The sequence below is a fragment of the Paenibacillus etheri genome (assembly GCF_001012825.1).
Taxonomy (GTDB): Bacteria; Bacillota; Bacilli; order Paenibacillales; family Paenibacillaceae; genus Paenibacillus_AQ; species Paenibacillus_AQ etheri.
Genome location: NZ_LCZJ02000037.1, coordinates 416,993 through 438,397, shown reverse-complemented (window position 1 = coordinate 438,397; position 21,405 = coordinate 416,993). Strand labels below are relative to the sequence as shown.

At 43.6% G+C, this 21,405-nt stretch carries 19 protein-coding genes and 1 pseudogene; 13 read left to right on the top strand and 7 right to left on the bottom strand.

All coding sequences use genetic code 11. From position 1 onward, the window contains the following. Positions 1-110 precede the first annotated feature (110 nt). Positions 111-473, top strand: a complete 363-nt coding sequence (locus UQ64_RS32395; RefSeq protein ID WP_060626164.1) for a uracil-DNA glycosylase family protein — start codon at positions 111-113, stop codon at positions 471-473. A 92-nt stretch (positions 474-565) separates the two neighbouring features. Continuing rightward, positions 566-1,627, top strand: coding sequence for a copper amine oxidase N-terminal domain-containing protein (locus UQ64_RS25470; protein WP_060626163.1), 1,062 nt, complete (start codon positions 566-568; stop codon positions 1,625-1,627). 1 nt (position 1,628) lies between these two features. Here UQ64_RS25470 and UQ64_RS25465 read toward each other — a convergent pair whose 3' ends face one another. After that, complete coding sequence (locus tag UQ64_RS25465; protein WP_060626162.1) at positions 1,629-2,543, bottom strand: phosphatidate cytidylyltransferase; 915 nt, start codon at positions 2,541-2,543, stop codon at positions 1,629-1,631. A gap of 95 nt (positions 2,544-2,638) precedes the next feature. On the opposite strand from UQ64_RS25465, the gene UQ64_RS25460 reads away from it, so the two are divergent. Together UQ64_RS25460 and UQ64_RS25455 are read left to right on the top strand one after the other, a co-directional pair. Further along, the gene (locus tag UQ64_RS25460; protein ID WP_060626161.1) at positions 2,639-3,181 is read left to right on the top strand and encodes a hypothetical protein; all 543 of its coding nucleotides are present in this window, start codon (positions 2,639-2,641) and stop codon (positions 3,179-3,181) included. A 14-nt stretch (positions 3,182-3,195) separates the two neighbouring features. Beyond that, positions 3,196-3,951: a class I SAM-dependent methyltransferase gene (locus UQ64_RS25455; protein ID WP_060626160.1), complete on the top strand. Its 756-nt coding sequence runs from the start codon at positions 3,196-3,198 to the stop codon at positions 3,949-3,951. 69 nt (positions 3,952-4,020) lie between these two features. Here the strand turns inward: UQ64_RS25455 and UQ64_RS30400 are convergent. Then, positions 4,021-4,197, bottom strand: a pseudogene (locus UQ64_RS30400) (ATP-binding protein); the annotation flags it as partial. 145 nt (positions 4,198-4,342) lie between these two features. Continuing rightward, positions 4,343-5,194, bottom strand: a complete 852-nt coding sequence (locus UQ64_RS25450; RefSeq protein WP_060626159.1) for a leucine-rich repeat domain-containing protein — start codon at positions 5,192-5,194, stop codon at positions 4,343-4,345. A 119-nt stretch (positions 5,195-5,313) separates the two neighbouring features. On the opposite strand from UQ64_RS25450, the gene UQ64_RS25445 reads away from it, so the two are divergent. The 5 genes from UQ64_RS25445 (at position 5,314) to UQ64_RS25425 (ending at position 13,508) form a co-directional block, all read left to right on the top strand. Next, positions 5,314-5,997, top strand: coding sequence for a Crp/Fnr family transcriptional regulator (locus tag UQ64_RS25445; RefSeq protein ID WP_060626158.1), 684 nt, complete (start codon positions 5,314-5,316; stop codon positions 5,995-5,997). Between the two features lie 109 nt (positions 5,998-6,106). Continuing rightward, the gene (locus tag UQ64_RS25440) at positions 6,107-6,673 is read left to right on the top strand and encodes a hypothetical protein (RefSeq protein WP_060626157.1); all 567 of its coding nucleotides are present in this window, start codon (positions 6,107-6,109) and stop codon (positions 6,671-6,673) included. Positions 6,674-7,001: 328 nt separating this feature from the next. Continuing rightward, complete coding sequence (locus UQ64_RS25435) at positions 7,002-7,637, top strand: response regulator (protein ID WP_060626156.1); 636 nt, start codon at positions 7,002-7,004, stop codon at positions 7,635-7,637. 136 nt (positions 7,638-7,773) lie between these two features. Then, positions 7,774-12,852, top strand: a complete 5,079-nt coding sequence (locus UQ64_RS25430; protein ID WP_060626155.1) for an AAA family ATPase — start codon at positions 7,774-7,776, stop codon at positions 12,850-12,852. Then, entirely contained in the window at positions 12,849-13,508 is a 660-nt protein-coding gene (locus UQ64_RS25425; protein WP_060626154.1) for a response regulator transcription factor, read from the top strand. The genes UQ64_RS25430 and UQ64_RS25425 overlap by 4 nt, the downstream gene beginning before the upstream one ends. 6 nt (positions 13,509-13,514) lie before the next feature. On the opposite strand, the gene UQ64_RS25420 is transcribed toward UQ64_RS25425, so the two are convergent. Continuing rightward, positions 13,515-13,805, bottom strand: coding sequence for a DUF2752 domain-containing protein (locus UQ64_RS25420; RefSeq protein ID WP_245238228.1), 291 nt, complete (start codon positions 13,803-13,805; stop codon positions 13,515-13,517). A gap of 91 nt (positions 13,806-13,896) precedes the next feature. Further along, positions 13,897-14,235, bottom strand: coding sequence for a DUF4234 domain-containing protein (locus tag UQ64_RS25415; protein WP_052404459.1), 339 nt, complete (start codon positions 14,233-14,235; stop codon positions 13,897-13,899). A gap of 228 nt (positions 14,236-14,463) precedes the next feature. Here UQ64_RS25415 and UQ64_RS25410 point away from each other — a divergent pair, with 228 nt between their 5' ends. After that, complete coding sequence (locus UQ64_RS25410) at positions 14,464-14,805, top strand: zinc ribbon domain-containing protein YjdM (RefSeq protein WP_060626152.1); 342 nt, start codon at positions 14,464-14,466, stop codon at positions 14,803-14,805. A gap of 170 nt (positions 14,806-14,975) precedes the next feature. Here UQ64_RS25410 and UQ64_RS25405 read toward each other — a convergent pair whose 3' ends face one another. Both UQ64_RS25405 and UQ64_RS25400 read right to left on the bottom strand, forming a co-directional pair. Further along, positions 14,976-16,631: a histidine kinase N-terminal 7TM domain-containing diguanylate cyclase gene (locus tag UQ64_RS25405; RefSeq protein ID WP_060626384.1), complete on the bottom strand. Its 1,656-nt coding sequence runs from the start codon at positions 16,629-16,631 to the stop codon at positions 14,976-14,978. 48 nt (positions 16,632-16,679) lie between these two features. Further along, on the bottom strand, positions 16,680-18,401 hold the full coding sequence (locus UQ64_RS25400; protein WP_060626151.1) for a putative bifunctional diguanylate cyclase/phosphodiesterase: 1,722 nt from the start codon (positions 18,399-18,401) through the stop codon (positions 16,680-16,682). A gap of 219 nt (positions 18,402-18,620) precedes the next feature. On the opposite strand from UQ64_RS25400, the gene UQ64_RS25395 reads away from it, so the two are divergent. From UQ64_RS25395 to UQ64_RS25385, 3 genes are all read left to right on the top strand, one after another. Next, positions 18,621-19,679, top strand: a complete 1,059-nt coding sequence (locus UQ64_RS25395) for an LLM class flavin-dependent oxidoreductase (protein WP_060626150.1) — start codon at positions 18,621-18,623, stop codon at positions 19,677-19,679. Positions 19,680-19,755: 76 nt separating this feature from the next. Continuing rightward, a complete protein-coding gene (locus UQ64_RS25390; protein ID WP_245238226.1) occupies positions 19,756-20,211 on the top strand; it encodes a RidA family protein in 456 nt (151 codons plus the stop codon). Positions 20,212-20,363: 152 nt separating this feature from the next. Further along, complete coding sequence (locus UQ64_RS25385; RefSeq protein ID WP_060626149.1) at positions 20,364-21,398, top strand: C40 family peptidase; 1,035 nt, start codon at positions 20,364-20,366, stop codon at positions 21,396-21,398. Positions 21,399-21,405: the final 7 nt, after the last annotated feature.

Genomic DNA, 21,405 nt, shown 5'->3' with positions numbered 1-21,405 from the left:
AGCGGCAAGCTTGAAATGTACTATGCACCGCACAATGAATACATCAATCCATCTGCAAAGTTGATTATTATTGGGCTAACGCCCGGTTTTACACAAATGAGAATAGCGAATTGTTTCAGGAGCAGCAAACGAACCTGCATACCACCTCTTTATTACGTTTTCCCGTGTTCATAGAGAAGAAAAATTATAGCGGAGCACATCCTAAGCTGCTTTCAGATCCGTCCCTTAGAGAATGTGCTCTATTGTCGTTAGAGCAGGAGCTGGGCATCCTGAGCCAAGCTTTAATTATTCCTCTAGGGAAAACTGTGGAGGGAATGCTCCGGCTTTTGGTATCTGAGGGTAAGCTCGATGATCAGCGCTGCTTATGGGGATTTCCTCATCCTTCTGGAGCGAACGGACATAGATTTAAGCAGTTTGCCAGCCATCAAGAGGACATGACAAAGACGCTCCAAGATCATTTATGGAACGGCTGAGTGATCAAACTTATCGCAACATTTTTCCAGAACCTCACGTTAAGAATGATAGAGTAGCATAATTTCATTCATCTCAGGAGGTATAATTCACTATGAAAACATTCAAAGTAATCGGAGCTGTCCTGGCTGGTACGCTCATAGCATCGAACGTCATCTCTGCTGCCCCAATCCAGCCAGCTCCAGTCAAACCAGCGACCCATTCCTCAGTGCCGCAGGATTCTTTTGGCGGTCTAAAATATGTGCTGGTCATTAATGGTAACGGCTTCTCCCCAGTCGATGCTCCGCTATATGTAGGTTCAAGCAAGGAGGTTATGATTCCTATCCGTACAGCAGCTGAAGCGCTTGGATATAAGTTAACATGGACTCAGAGCCTTCAATCGCTAGGTCTTGTGAAAGATAGCCAGTCGATGTCCTTTCAAATTGCAAAAGATGCCTACCGTAATGGCACAACACTCCTTTCGCTGGGTGCTGTACCAGAGCTAAAAAACGGTAAAACCTACGTTCCACTATCTTTCTTCGAAAAAGTGATGAAGCTTGAAATTATCGCAGGCCCAACTGGAACGATTTCGATTAATTCCAAGGAACAAGGCAATGGAGAGACCGCTTCAGACACGATCAAGCAAGGATCAATCACTAGTATCTATAAGGGCGAAAAAAATGCTGAAATCGGCCTCAACGGCTATGGTCATGGCGTTCGCCTGGGCATTTCCGATGAAACGGAAATCGTATCAGCTGATAATAAGAAATTAACGTTCGCTGACCTGCAGCTGGGCATGTCCATCGAGGTCGAGCACAGCATGGTCATGGCTATGAGCATGCCGCCATTGACGAGCGCGATCAAAATTGTTGTGAAAGAACAAGCTCCCCCCGATCAGCAGACTTTGGGAACGGCTGGTGTGATCGAAGAGGTTACTCCTTTGGATAACGGCATCACTCGCGTTGTGATCAAAGGCGATAAACTCAGTGAGACATCCTTCGAGACGATTGTTCTGAATATTACAGACACTACGCCAATTCTCGGCACGAAAGACAATCAGAAAATTGCCGCAAGTGAGCTAAAAAAAGGTGATAAATTGTATGCGTTCTACGGTCCAATGTTGACCAAGAGCATGCCGCCTATCGGCCAAGCGACCAAAATCGTCGTAGAAAACTAATCTACATGAAGTCGAAGAAATAACGGATGACATGGAAAAAGACCGGCGAGGTATAGGTCAAGCTATCGACACGGCTTAAATAGCTTTCTTTTAAAGCTACGAATTTATCCCCATCACCGATGAGCAAATCTCGCTTCAGCACGGAAACCGTTAAACTACCCAAGAAGCCGCTCAAACTGATCAGCATGCCTGACAGGAAACCGAAGATCGGGTTGAGCGGCGTCAGGTAGGGATAGATCAGATAGGAGACTCCGGTTGTTACGACAAACGCACAAGCAAAGCCCTCCCAGGTCAAATACGGGTTAGCGGTTGGAACCACTTTGCGCTTACCTAGATAAAGGGATGCCAGATAGTGGACTACATCATTCAGCTGTGTCAGCACTACTAGGAATAATACAAGCCCCGCTCCATACTCCGGTGTAGCAAATTGAAAATAGGCTAAGTGACTAAGTCCAAATACCATCAGCATTAATCCCCACTGGGTTGAACTAACACTACGCAGGAAGCCAACTGTCCCTTTATTAATGAGCCTAGGTAGCGGTAGGAGTAAGAATACATAGACAGGGATAAAGACAATAAACATCCCGTACCACTCGATATAAATCCAGTAGAACTGTAGAGGAATGGATAAGTACGCCCACAGAAATAGTCTGCGGTCGGATTTTCGCGATTTTATCATGGAGAAATATTCCTTGAGCGCAAAGAAGGTTAGCACCATAAGTGACAGTAGTGAGACGACTGGATTAAAAAGAGTAGTTAAACAAAAGATGAAGAGCATTCCCCACCAGGTTTTGATGCGGAAGCCGATACCTGTATAGTCTTTACTTGGTTGTAATCTGCCTATAACTACATACATCAAGTGAATGGCCGATAAGGCTGCAAAAATCAGGATTATCGTTAATAGAGAGCGGTCGATAGCTAATCACCAACTTGTCGTAGAGTAGATTCCATTAATGGGTTCATATGTTATTATGAAGGAAACGTCCAATCTTGATAAGGGGAAAATTGTAAATGGCAGATGATCCATCGGTCTTTATCTTGCTTACGAATACCGGAACGCTCTTTACGAAGCTTATTCAAGGCTACACGAGAGCACCCTATAATCATGCCTCGATCTCCTTTAATCGGGAGCTCTCAGAGTTATATAGCTTTGGCAGAAAGCACCCAAGCAACCCTCTGAATGGAGGATTCGTGAAGGAGGATATTAAGACAGGCACGTTCAGTAAGTACCCCAATACAACATGTGTTCTTTACGAACTTCAAGTAACAGCCCGTGAAGTGGAGAAAATGGAGCGGGTACTCAAAGTCTTTATCCGAAGTCGTCAAAAGTATCTTTATAATATTCTCGGCGTGATTGGTATCGCACTAAAGGAACCTGTCGAATTCAGCAACTCCTACTTCTGCTCACAATTTGTAGCGGAAATTCTGGAGAGGTCCGGCATTAAGCTATGGAAAAAGCTGCCTGCGCTCGTAACGCCGGATGATTTTCGGCAAAGCGATCGGCTGAAGCTGATCTATCAAGGCAAATTAAGTGAGTACGAACCTAAAAGCTAAGGGAGAGTATTTAGATGAATAACAAAGAACGGTTCTCAAATCGGGTAGATTCGTATGTGAAATATCGGCCCAGTTATTCTAAAGAAGCCATTGATTATTTGTACCATACGATTGGGCTAAAACCGAATTGTGATATTGCTGATATTGGCGCAGGAACGGGAATATTCTCAGCATTGCTTCTGGAGCGCGGGAGTCGCGTGACTGCCGTTGAACCAAATCCGGAAATGCGTACAGCTGCGGAAGAGAAGTTCGCAAAGGATAATCATTTCCGCGTATCGCCAGGGTCTGCCGAAAAGACAGAACTTTCGGACCATTCCATAGACTTTATCGTGTGTGCCCAAGCGTTTCACTGGTTTGATAGGGACGCAGCGCAATTGGAATTCAAACGGATTCTTAAACCGGGCGGAAAGGTGGTTCTAATATGGAATTCTCGGCGTACTTACGGTACCCCATTTCTGGAGGAATATGAGCAGCTGGTGCAAACCTTCGGCACGGACTACACTCAAGTTAATCATAAGAACATTACCCCTGAGATCCTTAGTTCCTTTTTTAAGACAGGACAGATGCAAGTAGCGCACTTTAGCAATCAGCAGGTGTTTGATTTCGAAGGATTAAGCGGGCGGGCGAGATCATCTTCCTACATTCCGGCCCCCGGAGATCCACGTTACGAGAACATGATGACAGAGCTGCGGAGCCTATTTGAACGAAATAAACAGGATGATAAAGTATTTTTTGAATATGAGACAGAGGTCTATTGGGGCGAAGTATAGAAAATTATCAGTATATTAAAAAGACTCAAACCTAGTGTAACAGGGTTTGAGTCTTCTTTTTACTTTTAGCTATGAAAGATGAACGTAGAATGTTGTAGATTCGCCGACCGTGCTTTTAGCGTAAATTTTTCCTTTATGCAGTTCAACGATGGATTTGGCAATCGCGAGTCCTAGGCCATACCCCCCTTGCTTATGCGCTGGGGAAGCATTCGTGCGGTAAAATCGGTCAAAATTCTTGCATTGGTGTAGCTACATTTATTCCAACCGATTCAGAAACCACCCTACTGCAAAAAGCTGATCAAGCGCTCTATGCCTCTAAAGAACAGGGGAGAAACCGAGTCACGCATAGCATAGATTTGAATGAAAAGCTTCTTTAACAGGGGCTTTTTTGTTATTTATAAACGATACATCCTCTTTGCTCTAATTGCTCTAAAGTGTCTGTTCTTCTCAAGCTGTGATTCCATCTGAGATCCAGTTTCTCTAATCGTTCTAGTTGTAGCAGGGAGTTCGGAATTTCTTGTAGGTTATTATCTCTTAGGTCGAGCTCAAAAAGGCTGCTTAATTGACCTATTTCCTCAGGAAGCTTATTCAGTTTATTTTTTCGAAGGTTCAGTCTTCTTAACTTGCTTAGTTTACCGATGGATGAAGGTAGTTCAGTGATTCGATTATCATTTAAATCAAGTATCCGAAGTTCTTCAATAGCACCCAAATGCTCGGGTAACAAGACCAGTTGATTACCATATAGATGGATCTCTCTTAGCCCTTTTATTTGTGTGATTGAATCTGGCAGACTTTCTAGCTGATTGTAATATAGCCGCAATTCAATTAGACTGCTCATTTCACCTATATGAGTAGGCAATTGCTTGAGATGATTATCTGTTACGTTCAGATACTTAAGTTTCTGGAGATTACAAAGCTGCTCTGGCAGCTGTTCGAACTGATTATTACTTAGGTATAGAAAAGAATCCAACCCCCCTAGTCCTCCTATACTTTCCGGCAATACCTTGAGTCGATTATGCCCTAAATCAAGCATTCTTAAGTGAACTAAACGACCGATATTCTCGGATAACCGCTCGATGTCATTACCCGCATAATTTAGTACCTCTAATTCATCATGAAGGAAGAGTTGATCGGGAATCTCTTTAATATGGTTGTTGTACATGCTCAGTTCTAGTAGAGGATTGCTCTCAAACACGACCTCTGGCGTTTCTGTAAGTCCTTTTCCGTCAAAATTATATCTCATGGAAGGATCTCCTTTGTTATTGGTTTTGGCATCGTTACGATAGAATATAACAGGATGATGATTTATTATCTGTATGTTGGCATACAAAACTATGGTGTGTTTTAGAAAGGAATAATGAGATGGAAGCTTCTTTTTGGACCGGTATCCGTTTCTTTCAGGGTTTACCCTCGAAGGCGATCGAGGCGGTCTCAAGACTGTTCACTTATAGGGCCTATTCCAAAGGCACCCTGGTGTTTGCAGAATCAGATCCGGGGGATCATGCCTATGTTATCTATTCGGGAATTATTAGGGTGTACGCTACTACGAAGGGGAAAGAGCATACCGTAGATCTTTTTGGAAAAGGGGATTTCTTTGGTGATCTGGAAGTGATTCATCCCTCTAATGTAAGAGTGTTATCTGCGGTAGCTATGAACGATACAGTATTATTTGAGATTAAACGTGAGCCCTTTGAGCAGATGCTTGCCGATTATCCATTGATTAAGGAACAATTGATGCTGCTGCAAATGGATCGTTTATTTTTATCGAATCGGTTATTACACGAAATGAAATTTCATGATGCGAGAGCGCGTGCGATTTTTACACTAAGAAGACTATCCCAAAGATTCGGGATAGAGGAGCAAGGCGAGATGAGGATTGATCTCCGACTGACCCATCAGCAGTTCGCGGATATGATCGGAACGCTCAGGGAGACGGCTACCCTTGTGCTTAAAGATCTGCAAGAGCAAAGGATTATTGAGATTCAACATCAACAGATAACCGTGTTAGACCCGGCTTATTTACTGGAGTATACGGATTTCGATTGAGACGAGTATATCTCCGTCTAGAGGATGAGATGAATTCAGGTCAGAGTCTGATTACAGGTAAACCCCAGGGCTGTACAATTTAGGTAATTGAGAAGGGGGACGGATAGACATGAAATGGCATAAATATATCTCACGCTGGGCAGATTCTAGAGGACTAGACGGACGAGAAATTGATTATCAATGGCCGTCTCCATCATTTCCGGTGGTAAGTATTCGCAGCAATTTGGGTCGATACTCAGGTCAGGGGTATGGTCACGGAAGTAGGCCACAAGTGAAGACAGCTGTTGGATTAATTGCCATTGGAGATATAGCTGTTGGTTTGATTTCCATAGGTGCGATAAGCGTAGGGGTTCTATCTGTGGGTGCAATATCACTAGGAATGTGGTTAGCCCTTGGAGCGATAGCACTTAGCTGGCTTGGCTTCGCAGCTGGGGCGATTGCCATTGCAGGAGTGGCTGTAGGAGCGATCGCGATAGCCGAAAAAGCCTTGGGAGCTGTCGCCATAGGTGATACGGCGTTTGGGGCGGTAGCCATAGGCCGTATCGCTGCGGGTGTGGTAGCTATTGGACAATGGGCATATGGTATAATCGCAGTTGGAGAGCATGGTTTCGGGTTAATTCCTATCACGGGCGATGTGTGGAATTGGTTCCGGCGTTTGTTTGGTGCGGGGAATTAAGTAGACCTCCAGTCCTAAAGGTCGATCTTTTTCTTTTATTGATAACAATTAAATCCCATAGGCAAAAAAGAACAGGCAATTGTGGTGTATACAACCATGATTCGCCTGTTTTTTATTGGGCTTTCGTAACGCGTGACCTTTATTTGGTTTGGGTAGTTAAACTCCTTTTACATACTTATTTTATAAAATTATCCATTTTGTAATATGACAGAAGTGATGACAACGCTCACTATAACCGGATAGGTCTTTTAATTATAATGAATCAGATGGTCCAACTCTTCCAGCCCATTCAATCAATTACACATGAGGTTTAGAGGGAGGTGTTTCTATGAAAATCGTTATTGTAGATGATCACCCTTTAGTTAGAAGAGGGCTGGCATCTGTCATTTCAATGCAGCCAGGTGTGCAATTCGCTGGTGAAGCTACGAATGGTCAGGAAGCATTTGATGTGATCGAAGCGACAAAGCCAGATATTGTTCTCATTGATCTTAAGCTTGTTGATGAATCGGGCTTGGATGTCATTCAGACAGCACGTGCTCGCGGTATTGTCAGTAAGTTCATTCTGTTGACTTCCTCTGCGAGCAGAGAGGATTTTTTGAGAGCTGAAGAAGTACTGGTGGATGGATATGTCCTGAAAGAGGCCTTGCCGGAGGAATTGCTCTTTGCTATCCAATTGGTATACAAAGGGAGAAAGTATTATGATCCTGGTCTAATGGAAGAAAAGATGCGTATTAGCGGCAGCAGTCCGACGGATGAATTGACACCGAAAGAGAAGGAAGTACTGATTGAGCTTGGACAAGGTGCTTGCAACAGAACGATTGCTACACGTCTTTTTATCAGTGGATTTACGGTCAAGAAGCATGTCAGCCAGATTTTAGCAAAGCTGCAGGTTAATGATCGGACACAGGCGGCACTGTACGCAAACGCGATAGGGTTAACGAAATATGAAATGTCTTATGAGTAGAAATATAAAGGTTATACTAATGATAGGGTTCGATATAACATAGAGTAGCACGGTGAGATCAGATGATATAATGAGTATAACTACTTTGCGATATTGCGTATTCTGTCTACCTAATTGTAACTAGGGAGTGCTGTTCATGTTTGAGTTGTCAGGATACCAAACTTTAGATCTGATAGAGACTACCTCAGATATCAGGCTGTACAGACTCCGACGTCAAGAAGATGGCCTTAGGGTCATCGCCAAGACAACTACAGGCGAGTACCCAGGGTCTTCTATGGTCGATGCTTTTCGTTATGAGTATGACATGCTTAAGCGACTTAGCGGTCGTGGAGCAATCGAGGCGTATAGTCTTGAAATCACGCCGGATCGGCCAGTCCTTCTCCTAAAAGATATAGAGGGGAGTACGCTGGATCAGATACTGCGTACACCTGATTCACTGGAGCTTCCCGTGCTGCTTCGGATCGCCATCGCTGTTGCTGATTGCCTTATGCAAATTCATCGTGAAAAAATAACACTAAATGAACTAACCCCCGCTCATCTAATCGTCAATCCTATTACATTTGAAGTGAAATTTATTGATATACGAATGTGCTCCACTGAAAATGGGATCAGTCCATTGTCACCATTAAGCGGGCGTCCGGATGCCTTACTTCCTTATATATCTCCAGAACAAACGGGTCGAACTGGGTTGAACCCGGACTATCGTTCTGACTTTTATTCGCTTGGAGTCATTATGTATGAATGTCTCTCAGGCAGCCGCCCCTTTGAGCTTCATGATGTGGTTGATATTGTATATCGTCATCTTGCAGATACACCTGAGCCTTTACATCGCAGGTTCCCCACTATCCCTCTATCTGTCTCTGACATTGTTGGAAAATGCATGGAGAAAATGCCTGATGCGAGATATGCCAGCGCCTTTGGAATCAAGTCAGATCTTGAGGAATGTCTATCCCACCTACAACAATACGGGTACATTGAGCCCTTCCTGTTAGGAGGCTGGGATATTCCGGAACGCTGGATGGTACCGGAAAGATTCTACGGAAGACATTTTGAGAAACTTAGCTTACGAGAAGCGCTGAAACGAGCATCACAAGGTGCTGTAAAGACGGTCTGGCTTAGTGGCGAGAGTGGTATCGGCAAAACAACCTTTCTAAAAGAAACGCTTAGAAATTCGATTTCTTCGGATGGCTTTTTCGCCAGAGGCAAATTCGAGTCTCTACATACCTCACTCCCTTATGGCATCTGGCATCAAGTTATAGAAGAATTGGTCAGTCAACTGTTGATGGAAACGAAGCTGCAGGTGGAGGTTTGGAAGCTGCGTATTTTACAAGCAGTGGATACTTACGGGCAATTGCTGATTGAACTTGTCCCTAAGCTTGAGCTCTTGATTGGCCCCCAACCTTCCGTACCTCCGTTGCCGCCGCTGGAAGCTCAGCATCGATTTCAATTAATCATGAGCCGATTTATTCAACTCTTTCCTCATGAGGATCATCCTTTGATCTTGATATTGGACAATCTGCAATGGGCGGATGAAACATCGCTTCAATATCTCACTTCGCTTATAGAGGACACGGCCACGAGTCATCTGCTGATCGTTCTTTCCTATCGTGATCGGGAAATTACGAGGCTGCACCCACTCAGTAGGCTGGAAAAGCATTTGATAGACCGCAACGTAGTGATGAGTAGAATTTCTCTACAAGCGCTTGAACTAACCGATTTAAAACAACTGCTACTGGATGTTATGCGTTACGAGGCCGCTGATTTGGACGAGCTGGCGCAGGTACTTCTGCATAAGACAGATGGGAATCCATTATTTATTAAGCAATTCCTTCAGGATTTGATTGATGATCAGCGAGTGGAATTTGACGAGAATCTTCGAAGCTGGAAATGGGACCTTCAGCGCATTACTGAATTGAATGTTCCCGATAATGCAGCAGCATATCTTTCAAGTAAATTACAGCAATTTCCCGATCAGACGGTATATGCACTGAGCAGAGCCGCGTTCATAGGCAGCTTATTTGATTTGTGTACACTTGCTGAAATTACTGAAGTTCCGATTGAGGCATTGATCGAAGCGTTGGCAGTTGCTGTGCAGGGGCGCTTACTACAGCCCGTTAGCGGGGAGGATTATTTGCATTATAAGTTCCAGCACAACCGCATTCATCAGGCGGCGTATGCTCTTATTTCCGAAGAGGAGCGTTCTGAGCTGCATTGGAGGATTGGCATGCTATTGCTAGCCCGCAGCCCTCTTAGTGAAGGAACAATTCTATTTGAAGCTGTCCATCATTTCAATCAGGTGCTTACATGGATAGATCGCCCTGAACAGAGGCTTCAACTGGTAGAGCTGAACTTACAGGCAGGGATAAAAGCGAAGGAAACAACCGCACATGAGACAGCCTTACAATATATGCTTCAGGCAACAGCGTTACTAGAGGAGCAGAGCTGGGAGGGGCAATATGGGCTAACCTTCCGGGTATTTCGGGAGAGGGCGGAGCTCGAATACTTATGTTCCCATTTTGACACGGCTAATGAATTGTTCCATCTGTTAATTGATAAAGCTACGACAAATATGGATAAGGCTTACATCTATGCGATGAAGGTGCAGTTGGAAGCAAGTAACGATAACCACGAAGAGGTTATCTCATTAGGTCAGCATACATTATCGTTACTGAAAGTGAAGCATCAATTTGATCCTGGTTATGTTCAGTTGACACTTCAATGGTTACGATTGCGGCACAGATTACAGAAGGTCTCACTCGAATCGCTTAATCTTTTACCTCCAATGACCGATGAAGCACGTAGAATCGCAATGTCCACTTTAGATCATTCGAGCAATGCCTGCTTCTATGTCAATCGCGAAGGGTGGCTGGCTAGTTCCTTCACCATGATTGAATTAACGCTCGATTATGGGATGACTCCGGAGGCTTCCATTGGATTTATAGGCTATGCAATGTTTCAATACTATTACTTCCGTAACGATGAAGAAACATTTAAATGGGCTATGCTGGCTTACAGCTTATCGGAACCCTATCCGAAAATGCATATGACAACCTTAGCCGCGTTCGCAATATGCTACGATAGCTGGCGGCATTATGATCCGGCTATGCTAAGTACGTTTACCGAGAAAGCAGGTAAAGTGGGACTGGAATCAGGTGACTTATGGAAGGGTAATCAGAGTGTGCTAATCAACTGTGCCTCCCTTTTGCAATTTGGTCATCCGTTAGGCGATATCTATGATCGGTTAATTACTCATTCCGGAGATTTGCTGCGCCATAACAACAGTCTTCATTGTAAACAGGCTATCATAGCTGTGGCTACTCTAGTTCGATTGACAGGTTATCGCTCTGTAGATGATCCATTTAACATCGCTGAGATCAGCGAACCTGATTTTGCACAGTCGGTTCATGGAGATAGCTTTGATTTTATACAAGAAATGGTCTGGATATACCAATATTTAATAGGATATGTTTTTGGGGAGTACCGCGAAGCCAGTGAGGCATTAGCGAAATCAGCTGCCATTATAAAATCACGTGAAGATGGCTTAGACAGTGCCATGCAGATTATGTATGAATGTTTAGTCTGGGCTCAGTTGTATGAAGAATATAACGCTGAAGAGCAACGTATATATCGGGCAAAAATGCGTAGTTGCCTGAAGAAAATGAAAAAGCTTGCTACGCGTTGTCCGGTAAATTATGAGCATAAATATCTGTTGATGAAGGCTGAGCTGACTCGGCTATCGCGAGATCCACGACAAGCTGAAGCATTGTATGAGCAGTCTATTGAGACTGCTCGTATCAACGGCCATATTCACGATTTAGCGATGGCGGCCGAGTGCTACGGCAAATATGGGCTTCGCCATGGTAAATTGCATCTAGCAAGAATCTATATGACTGAGGCCTACGAGGCTTATCTGCAATGGGGCGCAAAGGCTAAAGCGGCTGACCTTGAGCAGCAGCACAGCCATTTGCTGCACATTAAACGGGAGCCCGGGCTCGATCGAGTCGATTCCCTTTCTGTGGTGATGTCTGCACAAGCTTTATCGGGCGAGATGGAGATGAGTCGATTATTGGCTACGCTGATGCGGATTATGCTCCACAATGCTGGGGCCGAATATGGGGCAGTTATTTTTGATCATGATGGCAAATGGATGGTTGAGGCTTACGGGACATCGGAAGCCTTGCATATCGAATCTGTTCCTCTTGGGGAAGAGTCAGATCTTGTTCCGGCAGCGATTATAGCTTATGCGGCAAGAACACAGGAGCAGGTTGTATTACATGATGCGCTCAGTGAGGGAATATTTGCGCGTAACGCTTACGTTAGGAGTCATAGACTGAAATCGGTTCTTTGTCTTCCTATTATGAATCAGAATAAGTTGGTTTGCTTGCTCTATTTGGAGAATAACCTATCACCAGGTGTATTTACACCGAGTAGGCTTGATGTGCTCAAGCTGCTTGGCTCTCAATGCGCCATCTCTATTGCCAATGCCAAGCTGTATTCGGGAATTCAATATCTTAAGAAAAATCTAGAGGATCAAGTCACAGAAAGAACCCGTAGCCTGGAACGTTCGATGCGTGAGACATCTGCGGCTTTGGCTGAAGCTACGGTCTATGAGGAACGAAATCGCATCGCTCAGGAGATTCATGACATTGTTGGGCATACACTCACTTCGACGATTCTTCAAATTGAGGCTGGGAAGCGCCTGCTCCAGAAGAAAGATATTGATAGTGGCGTTCAGCGATTGGTTGAGGCACAGGATCTTGTTCGGCATAGCTTGAATGAAATCCGCGGCTCTGTCCACATGCTGAAGGAGGACAAGTATTCGGATCTCGCGGTCATGTTGAAGCAACTGATTCGTGATACAGAGCGTAATGCAGGCGTTGTCGTCCATGCCATTATTTATGATCTGCCGGAGGCCATGTCAACAGCCTATAAAAAGGCCATCTATCATGCTTTGCAGGAGGGCCTAACGAATGGAATCCGACACGGGAAGAGTACGGAGTTCCATTTTAGTCTGGAGTCTGTCGGAGCGAATTTGCAGTTTAGGCTCAAAGATCGTGGGTTAGGAGATAGTCATATAGTGATGGGTTTTGGACTTAGGACGATGAAAGAACGGGTTGAGCAACTGGGAGGCAGCCTATCCATCGATTCAGAAATGAATGAGGGCTGTCTACTGGAAATTGATCTGCCAATGCGAAGGGTTGAGAATAGAAAATGAGTAAGATAAAGATTGTAATTGCCGATGATCAATTGTTGACGCGTGAAGGACTTCGAACCATTCTCGATCTGGAGGATGATATGGAGGTGGTCGGCGCCGCCAAAAACGGAGAAGAGGCTTGCGAGATGGTGGAAGCATTCCAGCCCGATCTGGTACTGCTTGATGTTCAAATGCCGATTATGAATGGGATTAGTGCACTAAAACGAATCAAGAAGATTCGTCCGGAGATTTTCATTCTGATTTTGACCACTTTTATAGAGACCGATTATATTGTTGAGGGAATGGCATTCGGAGCAAGCGGTTATATGCTGAAAGATATGGATGCAGACAAAATGATTGGCTCGATCCGTGATACGATATCAGGACAATTTATCCTGCCAGCCCCGGTAGCAGCTAAATTAGCGACGAGGATGAATAGATTGACGGAGGAGTACGAACATTGGCAAAGATCCAATGTAGATCGTGTGAGTCTGACAGAACGGGAAGAGGAGCTGGCGCAGCTCATTATCCGGGGACTGAACAACCGCGAAATCGCTGATACACTACATATTGCGGAGGGGACGGCGCGTAACTATATTAGCAATCTTTATAGCAAATTAGAGGTGGTTGACCGGGCCCAGGCGATTGTGCGAATTCAAGCTATTATGCAACCATAGTTGTTGCTAACGAATTACTGTTGGGGCCAAGTAATCAAACATTGGGAAATTCCTCAGTACTCCAAATGTAACAGTCAAGATCAACATCACAGCCATAATTTCACGGCTAAGTGGTTGAATACGCTTCTTTTCAGTAATCAAGTACAGTATATACAGAGGTGCTAGAATAAATAGCAACGGGTTAAATCTAAACGCCTGAACGAAGTCGAACTTTAGCAAGGATAGAATAACTCTTGTGATTCCACATCCCGGACAATAAAGTCCAGTCCATTCATGAAATAGACAAGGTATACCCATATTGGTTAAGGGCATCCATACAGTGAAATACAGTAAGCCAAGGAGACTTAAGGACACACTCCAAGATAGTTTAGGGTGTGTCCTCTTAAAATTATACCAATTTATTAACATCAGATTGCACCAAAGCGTATGTGACAATACCAAAACTAAAGATTGTGAGGATCACGTACAGAGCTGAATTATCAGATACGAGATAGCCGCGTTGTCTTTGAGCTTCTGCAACATGTTTACCGATCTGGTAGGCCCAAACCAGGCTCCATATCCCGCAAGTAATCAATGTTAGAAGGAAATGCTTCCCTCCTGTGAATGTGTAGTCTCCACTCAGCTTTCCTACGTCATTTGTCAGAACGATAAACCAAAATATTCCATATATTCCGCATGTAATTAATGACAATATAATGGAAAATGCGACACTTCTTTGACTAATCATTACTCACTCTCCTATGTATTTACATGAAAATTTGACATTATTATCATAGTCAATTGTGAAAATATATACAAGATAATATTTAGTAGTTTATTTTATAAGTGGAAAATAGGAAGTGTGGAACAAAATCATTGTTTGGATATAGTGGAATCCTTACTGAATATGAAATATACTTTTAAAGTCCAGCCGCAAGATACTAGAATTTGAACTACGATTGGAGAAAATAAAACAATGTCTAATTTACCGAACTGCCCGAAATGTAATTCTGAGTACACTTATGAAGATGGAAGTCTATTAATTTGCCCGGAATGTGCACATGAGTGGACATTAGAGTCAGAGTCTGAGAATAGTGAAGATCAAAAGGTTATCAAAGATGCCAATGGCAATGTGTTAAACGACGGCGACTCAGTAACTGTAATTAAAGACCTTAAGGTAAAAGGAAGCTCATCCGTTCTGAAGATAGGCACCAAAGTTAAAAACATCCGTTTAGTGGACGGAGATCATGATATTGATTGCAAAATTGATGGGTTTGGAGCTATGAAATTAAAATCCGAATTTGTTAAAAAGATATAAAAAGAAAGAATCAGCTTACCTTCGATAGAAGTAGGGCTGATTCTTTTTTTTGAAATATAAGAAGGTAGTTTTGCACCTATACTTCATGTCTTATATTTCCGCTTAAACGCTTACCGTCCTTATAAGGACGCCGAAGGCGTTTATACTTGAGCTAATATTTCGAAGGCGCATTATCTTATGATCTCAACAATCTGGTTTCGTCCTGCATTTTTGGCTTGATATAAGGCTTTGTCCACAGATTCGAATAAATCATTTAGTTGATTTGTCGGGCTTTCTGTATACTGCTCTGCAAAATTATTAATGGACAGTAGCCCCATGCTTACAGTGACCGATACAGAATGAGCAACCTCATCCACATGTACTTTATTGGCCTCTATCATGAATTTGATATGCTCTGCCCAGCGGTTAGCTTGTGTATGGCTCGTGTTTGGTAAATAGACGATAAACTCTTCTCCCCCATAACGGGCAAGAATATCCGTCTCCCTCAGGGATTGCTTAATGACCTCTACCGTTCTACAAATTACGACATCGCCGACTAAATGACCGTAATTGTCATTCACCGTTTTGAAAAAATCGATATCCAGCAGAATGATGGCAAAAGGCTGCTTCAATATCATATTTTCTATGATCTCATGCTCTAAGTGCTGTGTTAAGTAATGACGGTTATAACAACCTGTTAAGCTGTCGGTTATGGCCATCTGCTTGAGTTTTAGGTTGGTTTGAGAAAGCTCATTCTGGATTTCAATTAATGCCAGATTACGCTCTTGCAGGACCTCGTTCTGCTGATTAGTCTCAGCCATGAGGCGATGCAGCTCGCTTCTATCCTGAAAAGTGAGAATTCGTCCAACCATGATTTCTCCTACGACAATTGGCGCCGCTGTAATGTTGATGTATGCGCTCAGCGTGGTGTAGAATACTTCGACTTCGGTTCTCTCCATGGGCTGTATAAGATATGTATGTTGGAACAAACGGAAAGCGTTGGCGGTCTCTTCCATGGGTGTGAGCGTGGATAAGTCGAAGCGATCACCGATCTGTAGATTGATTTTTGGCGAAAGTGATCGATTGATTTCTACCACAGTTTCATTGTCATCCAGTACAAGAATTCCTAGTGTGAGTGTATCAATGATATCCTGATGGGCGATAGTTACGAGATCAAATATTTTATCACGATGGATGGCAATGACGAAAAAGATGGCAGAGATCAATATCCCTAGAGAGGTCATTCCTGGAATCACCGGCTGAGATTTAAATAGCACGACATTAAGAAAGACATCTAGTAGTACAAATACAGTCAGCACTAGCACACCTTTGAGTACATGAGTAACCTGTTTTTTGATCCGCTGTGTGGCGTTCGATATAAGCGCTGAATAGATGATATACAGAGAGATAATAATTGTGGTGATCAAGAAGAGAATAAACAGCCAAAAAAGCGGACCATAAGATCTTTCAACATATCCCCCATGCATAGGGAGTACAAAGCTTTGCTTTGGATTGACGATCACTCCTATTAAGATGAATGCTGCGACAATGTATAGGATCAGCGTTTTCTTTTTTCGGAGGAGATGTGATTTCCCAGTGAGAAATATCGTAAAAAGAAGCCATCCAATCGTTAACAGTATCGAATCAATAAAAGCGAGCTTCACATAAAACAATTGAACATCGGGATCAGCTGTAGTTTTGAGAGCGAATTGACAGAAGGGCCATAACATCATAGTGAAATGAAAAGTCAAGTACACCTTATGTAAGTTAGTGATTGATACGGAAATAAATATGTAGATGAATAGAACGAACAGAACGAAGAATAATGATAAGTCAATCCATGTCATGGCATTCAATTCGGCAACACCTTCTTATATATAAAAATAGGTTCATCTTTATTCGTTTAAACTCGAAACCTTCTCCCACTCGGTTAGCAGTTCTTTTACACTCTGTGCGGCCTGTGGCTTACTGAACAAGTAACCTTGGATTTTATCGCAGCCTTGCTCTTGTAGGTAATCAAGTTGTACAGTACGCTCCACACCTTCTGCAATAACACACATATTCATGCGTTTACCAATCATAATAATTTGTTCAACGAGAACGGCCTGATGTGTCCCTGTTCGAATGGAATCAATGAAGGACTTGTCTATTTTCAATGTCGAGATCGGCATATGAGTAAGATAACTTAAGGAGGAATAACCGGTTCCAAAGTCGTCCAATGCAATTTTGATGTTGTGAGCTCTGAGTTCAGTCAGTTTACTGCTCACATATTCGTAGGATTCAACCAGAACACTCTCTGTGATCTCTAGCTCTAAGTATTCAGGGTCTAGCCCAGAGGCTTGCAAGGTGTCTAGAACTAACTCATTGAAGTCGCTTTGCAGTAGCTGCAGCATTGAAATATTAACAGACATCGTCAGATGTGATAATCCTTGCTCATGAAGACTTTTCAAAAAGGCACAGGCTGTTCTGAGCACCCACGCTCCGAGAGGAATGATGAGATGGGAATCTTCTGCTATCTTGATAAACTTATCCGGAGGGACCTTTCCTAGTTTAGGGTTGTTCCAGCGCATAAGAGCCTCTAGTCCCGTTACCCTGTTCTGAGTCAGATCAATCTGGGGTTGATAGAATACTTCCAGCTCATCATTCTCTAAAGCATTATATAACTGCTTCTCAATGTTCATTCGCTCCGTAAAGGTATCATTGAGCGGTTGATCAAAGACGATAATTTGGCCCTTGCCGGCGTCTTTGGCTTTATACATAGCGATGTCTGCGCATTTAAGCAGTTCCATAATATTATTTCCATGTTCGGGGTGAGTACTGATTCCGATGCTTAGGCTAACATGCAGCAGACTGTCATCCATCTCAATCGCATCTTTAAAACCGGCAATAATGTGGGAGGCTACGGTAGTTATGCACTGACTGTTCTCAATAGAATATAAAAGAACGATGAATTCATCCCCGGCGAAACGATACACTTCCCCACTACTCCCAACCAGGGACACTAATCTCTCACTAACCTTAACAATTAGCCGGTCACCAAATTCATGGCCCATCGTATCATTTACATATTTGAAATAATCAATGTCGATAAACATTAAGGCTGCCATATTATTCAGTTCCAAAATGTGAGGCCCGTTCTCATAAAAAGCTAATTTGTTGGGCAAGCCGGTTAATAGATCATGGTACGCCAGGTAATGCATCCTTTCTTCATTCAAGGCTAGCTTCTCTTGATTCTCAATGAGCTGATCATATTGCTGTCTGAGTTCTTCTTCCGTAGCTGTGATTTCCTCATAGGCGGCTTCGAGATTTTCGTGGGCGCTTACCCTATCCCTATAGGCAAGATCCAGTTTCTTTTCGATCCTTTTAATCCGTTTGAGAGTACCTAGAATTAGTGCAAAGATAAGCAAAGCTGTTATGAGAATAAAGAACCAGCCTTTAAATATATTAATAAGTCTTATCCACTCCGGATCTCGCGTAAAAGTGGAAACGGCCTTATCTGTTAAAGGGATCCATAAGCACCCAACAATAAAATATATTACGGCGATTTTTAAGGAACCCCGAACAGGATTGAAGGTTTGTTTTGATATGGAATTTTTGTGTTTGTTTCTTTGAAGCATATGTCCCTCCTATATCAGGCATTAGAGCTACTTGTTTTAGATCATTTCAACATATTTCATCAAAATCCTCTATTTGTCAGAGATGTTCTGCAAATTTTAAGAATGAGTCTTTGGTCAAGGTGGAGCTAGGCATTATTGCCTAGCTATGCTTGAACGTAACTTGTGTTATAATCAAACAAACACCTATAGGAGAAAATTATAGTTAAGGGGGAATCGTAAGTGGAAATAGGGATCAGTACGTTCGTAGAAACAACACCAGATGTTCAAACGGGTGAGTTAATAAGTCATGCGCAGCGATTGCGCGAGGTAGTAGAGGAGATTGTTCTTGCAGATAAGGTGGGCTTAGATGTATTCGGTGTGGGGGAGCATCATCGAAAGGATTATGCTGCATCTTCTCCGGCAGTTTTGCTGGCTGCGGCTGCCTCACAGACGACACGAATTCGGCTGACCAGTGCGGTAACCGTACTGTCCTCTGCTGATCCAGTACGTGTATTTCAGGATTTTGCAACACTCGATGGAATCTCAAATGGACGGGCAGAAATCATGGCAGGCCGGGGTTCTTTCATCGAATCCTTTCCGCTCTTTGGATATGATTTAAATGACTACGATGAGTTATTCGATGAGAAGCTTGACCTGTTATTAAAAATAACGGCTTCTGAAAAAGTATCCTGGAGTGGAAATCACCGTCCTGCCATTAATAATCTGGGGATTTATCCGCGCCCTGTTCAGAACCCTTTGCCCGTATGGATTGGCAGTGGAGGCAATACGGAATCTGTGATTCGTGCAGGCCTGCTCGGGCTACCGCTTGTGCTCGCGATTATCGGAGGCAGTCCGCTGCAGTTTGCTCCACTGGTGAAGCTCTATAAGAAAGCGGCGGTCCAAGCAGGACATGATGTGTCGAAGCTTCCAGTTGCCTCACACTCACACGGCTTTATTGCAGAGGATAATCAGCTTGCGGCCGATATGTTCTTTCCTTCCACACAGGCCAGCATGAACGTGATTGGGCGGGAGCGTGGCTGGGGTCATTACAGTCGGGCGAGCTATGATGCGGCTCGTAGATTTGAAGGTGCCTTGTATGTAGGAGATCCAGATACTGTTGCTGAGAAGATTATTCACCTACGCAAACACGTAGGGATTACACGCTTTATGCTGCATGTACCGCTAGGTACGATGCCTCATAAGGATGTAATGAGAGCCATTGAGTTATTAGGTACTGAAGTAGCGCCAATTGTTCGAGCTGAGATCGCGAGATGGGAAGCAGAGGTTGAAGCAAAATAGTATTGACCCCATCTAGAATAATCGGTATGATCTTACCAATTTATTGAAGTTATAGTGATTGGAGGAGAAGACTGAGGTGACAGATCGAATCATAGCGAACAGGCTTGAGGCATTAGGCATTGTCTTGCCTAGTGCTAGTGAACCGGCGGCAAAGTATGCTAACTACGTCATTGTTAATGGATTATGTTTTGTATCGGGAAAAGGACCCGCCGGGCATCCCAAAGGAAAGCTGGGACAAGAGTTCACCACCGAAGAAGGCTACCATTTTGCACGTCAGACAGGGATTGAGATTCTTGCCGTCCTTGAGTCAGCTTTAGGCTCCTTGGATAATGTGAAAAGAGTGGTCAAAATTCAAGGATTTGTGAATGCAGATCCCTTATTCGAAGAGCATCATAAAGTGCTCAATGGCTGTTCTGATTTAATGCTGGAGGTGTTCGGGGACAAGGGCAGTCATGCTCGTTCGGTATTGGGCGCTGTTTCTGTAAGAGATAATCTTCCGATCATCATTGATTCTATTTTTGAAGTGGATTAAAAAGAGGGCTGTGGCACCGAAAGGTGAACACAGTCCTCTTTTTTACATGGTTTAGGCTGTAGTTAGACGCTAACCCAATAATTGTAACAAAACTAATTACCCTAATTTTAGTAATAATATATGAACGTATCAATTAACGAGGTGATGACATCATGAGGATGCATAAGAAAGCCACACTACTTGTACTACTTACATCTATACTCTATACAGCTCCAGCCCATGCGGCGGTAACGTCTCAGAATCAGGTTACCGGTGTTTTTCTGGATGATCGGCAGCTTCAATTAGAGGTTCAGCCCTTGCTCATAAACGGTACAACGCTTGTTCCCATGCGCAAGCTGTTTGAAGAACAGGGAGCAAAGATCTCATGGAACAACGATACCAAAACAGTTAAGGCCACTAAGGGAAATCTGGTACTGACCTATCAAATAGGAGATTTAACCGCGAACAAAAATGGACAAGCCTTAAGCGTAACCGTCCCGGGTCAGGTTGTCGGTGGTAATACGATGATGCCGCTGCGTTTTGTCAGCGAGTCTCTAGGTAGCACCGTGAAGTGGGATGCTAGCACTCGGACCGTCCGCATCTATTCAGCGATGAATTACGATACGACGATTCGTTATGGAGTTAACCTGCGCAGTTCGCCAAATTCATCGGATCAATCAGGTGTGCAGCAAATGTTGTCTGTAGGCGAAAAAGTACATGTCGTTAGGGAAGTGGATGCCTTCTGGTTAGAAGTGCGAACGCAAGATAACAAGACGGGATACATATCTGCTAAACCCAAATATAGCGATTATACTAGTGAGTCGCTCGCTGAGAAGCAGGGAAGCGCGTTGCTTGCTTACGGAGAGAAGTATCTGGGAACCCCTTATGAATTTGGTGCAGCAACGAACCAGACGTCTACCTTTGACTGTTCTTCTTTCGTAGGGCATTTATTTGAGAATGTGTTGTCAGTGGATCTGCCACGCGCCTCTTATAATCAAGCCAAAGAAGGGAAGGAAGTTGCGATCAGCGAATTGCGTAAAGGGGATCTGCTGTTCTTTAGTGCGCGTGGTCTCGACATTGGTCATGTTGCCATGTATGCGGGAAATAATCAGATATTGCATACGTATTCTAAGGAGCAAGGCGTCCATTATGAAGCCCTGAGTGAGAAGTGGAAGAAGCGTTTTGTGACGGCGCGCAGAATGTTTTAGATTAGAT

Excerpts from the sequence above, each read along its gene's own strand:
- UQ64_RS25470 (WP_060626163.1), top strand. The coding sequence starts at position 566 with ATGAAAACATTCAAAGTAATCGGAGCTGTCCTGGCTGGTACGCTCATA.
- UQ64_RS25460 (WP_060626161.1), top strand. The coding sequence starts at position 2,639 with ATGGCAGATGATCCATCGGTCTTTATCTTGCTTACGAATACCGGAACG.
- UQ64_RS25455 (WP_060626160.1), top strand. The coding sequence starts at position 3,196 with ATGAATAACAAAGAACGGTTCTCAAATCGGGTAGATTCGTATGTGAAA.
- UQ64_RS25450 (WP_060626159.1), bottom strand. The coding sequence starts at position 5,194 with ATGAGATATAATTTTGACGGAAAAGGACTTACAGAAACGCCAGAGGTC.
- UQ64_RS25445 (WP_060626158.1), top strand. The coding sequence starts at position 5,314 with ATGGAAGCTTCTTTTTGGACCGGTATCCGTTTCTTTCAGGGTTTACCC.
- UQ64_RS25440 (WP_060626157.1), top strand. The coding sequence starts at position 6,107 with ATGAAATGGCATAAATATATCTCACGCTGGGCAGATTCTAGAGGACTA.
- UQ64_RS25435 (WP_060626156.1), top strand. The coding sequence starts at position 7,002 with ATGAAAATCGTTATTGTAGATGATCACCCTTTAGTTAGAAGAGGGCTG.
- UQ64_RS25430 (WP_060626155.1), top strand. The coding sequence starts at position 7,774 with ATGTTTGAGTTGTCAGGATACCAAACTTTAGATCTGATAGAGACTACC.
- UQ64_RS25425 (WP_060626154.1), top strand. The coding sequence starts at position 12,849 with ATGAGTAAGATAAAGATTGTAATTGCCGATGATCAATTGTTGACGCGT.
- UQ64_RS25420 (WP_245238228.1), bottom strand. The coding sequence starts at position 13,805 with ATGGGTATACCTTGTCTATTTCATGAATGGACTGGACTTTATTGTCCG.
- UQ64_RS25415 (WP_052404459.1), bottom strand. The coding sequence starts at position 14,235 with ATGATTAGTCAAAGAAGTGTCGCATTTTCCATTATATTGTCATTAATT.
- UQ64_RS25410 (WP_060626152.1), top strand. The coding sequence starts at position 14,464 with ATGTCTAATTTACCGAACTGCCCGAAATGTAATTCTGAGTACACTTAT.
- UQ64_RS25405 (WP_060626384.1), bottom strand. The coding sequence starts at position 16,631 with ATGACATGGATTGACTTATCATTATTCTTCGTTCTGTTCGTTCTATTC.
- UQ64_RS25400 (WP_060626151.1), bottom strand. The coding sequence starts at position 18,401 with ATGCTTCAAAGAAACAAACACAAAAATTCCATATCAAAACAAACCTTC.
- UQ64_RS25385 (WP_060626149.1), top strand. The coding sequence starts at position 20,364 with ATGAGGATGCATAAGAAAGCCACACTACTTGTACTACTTACATCTATA.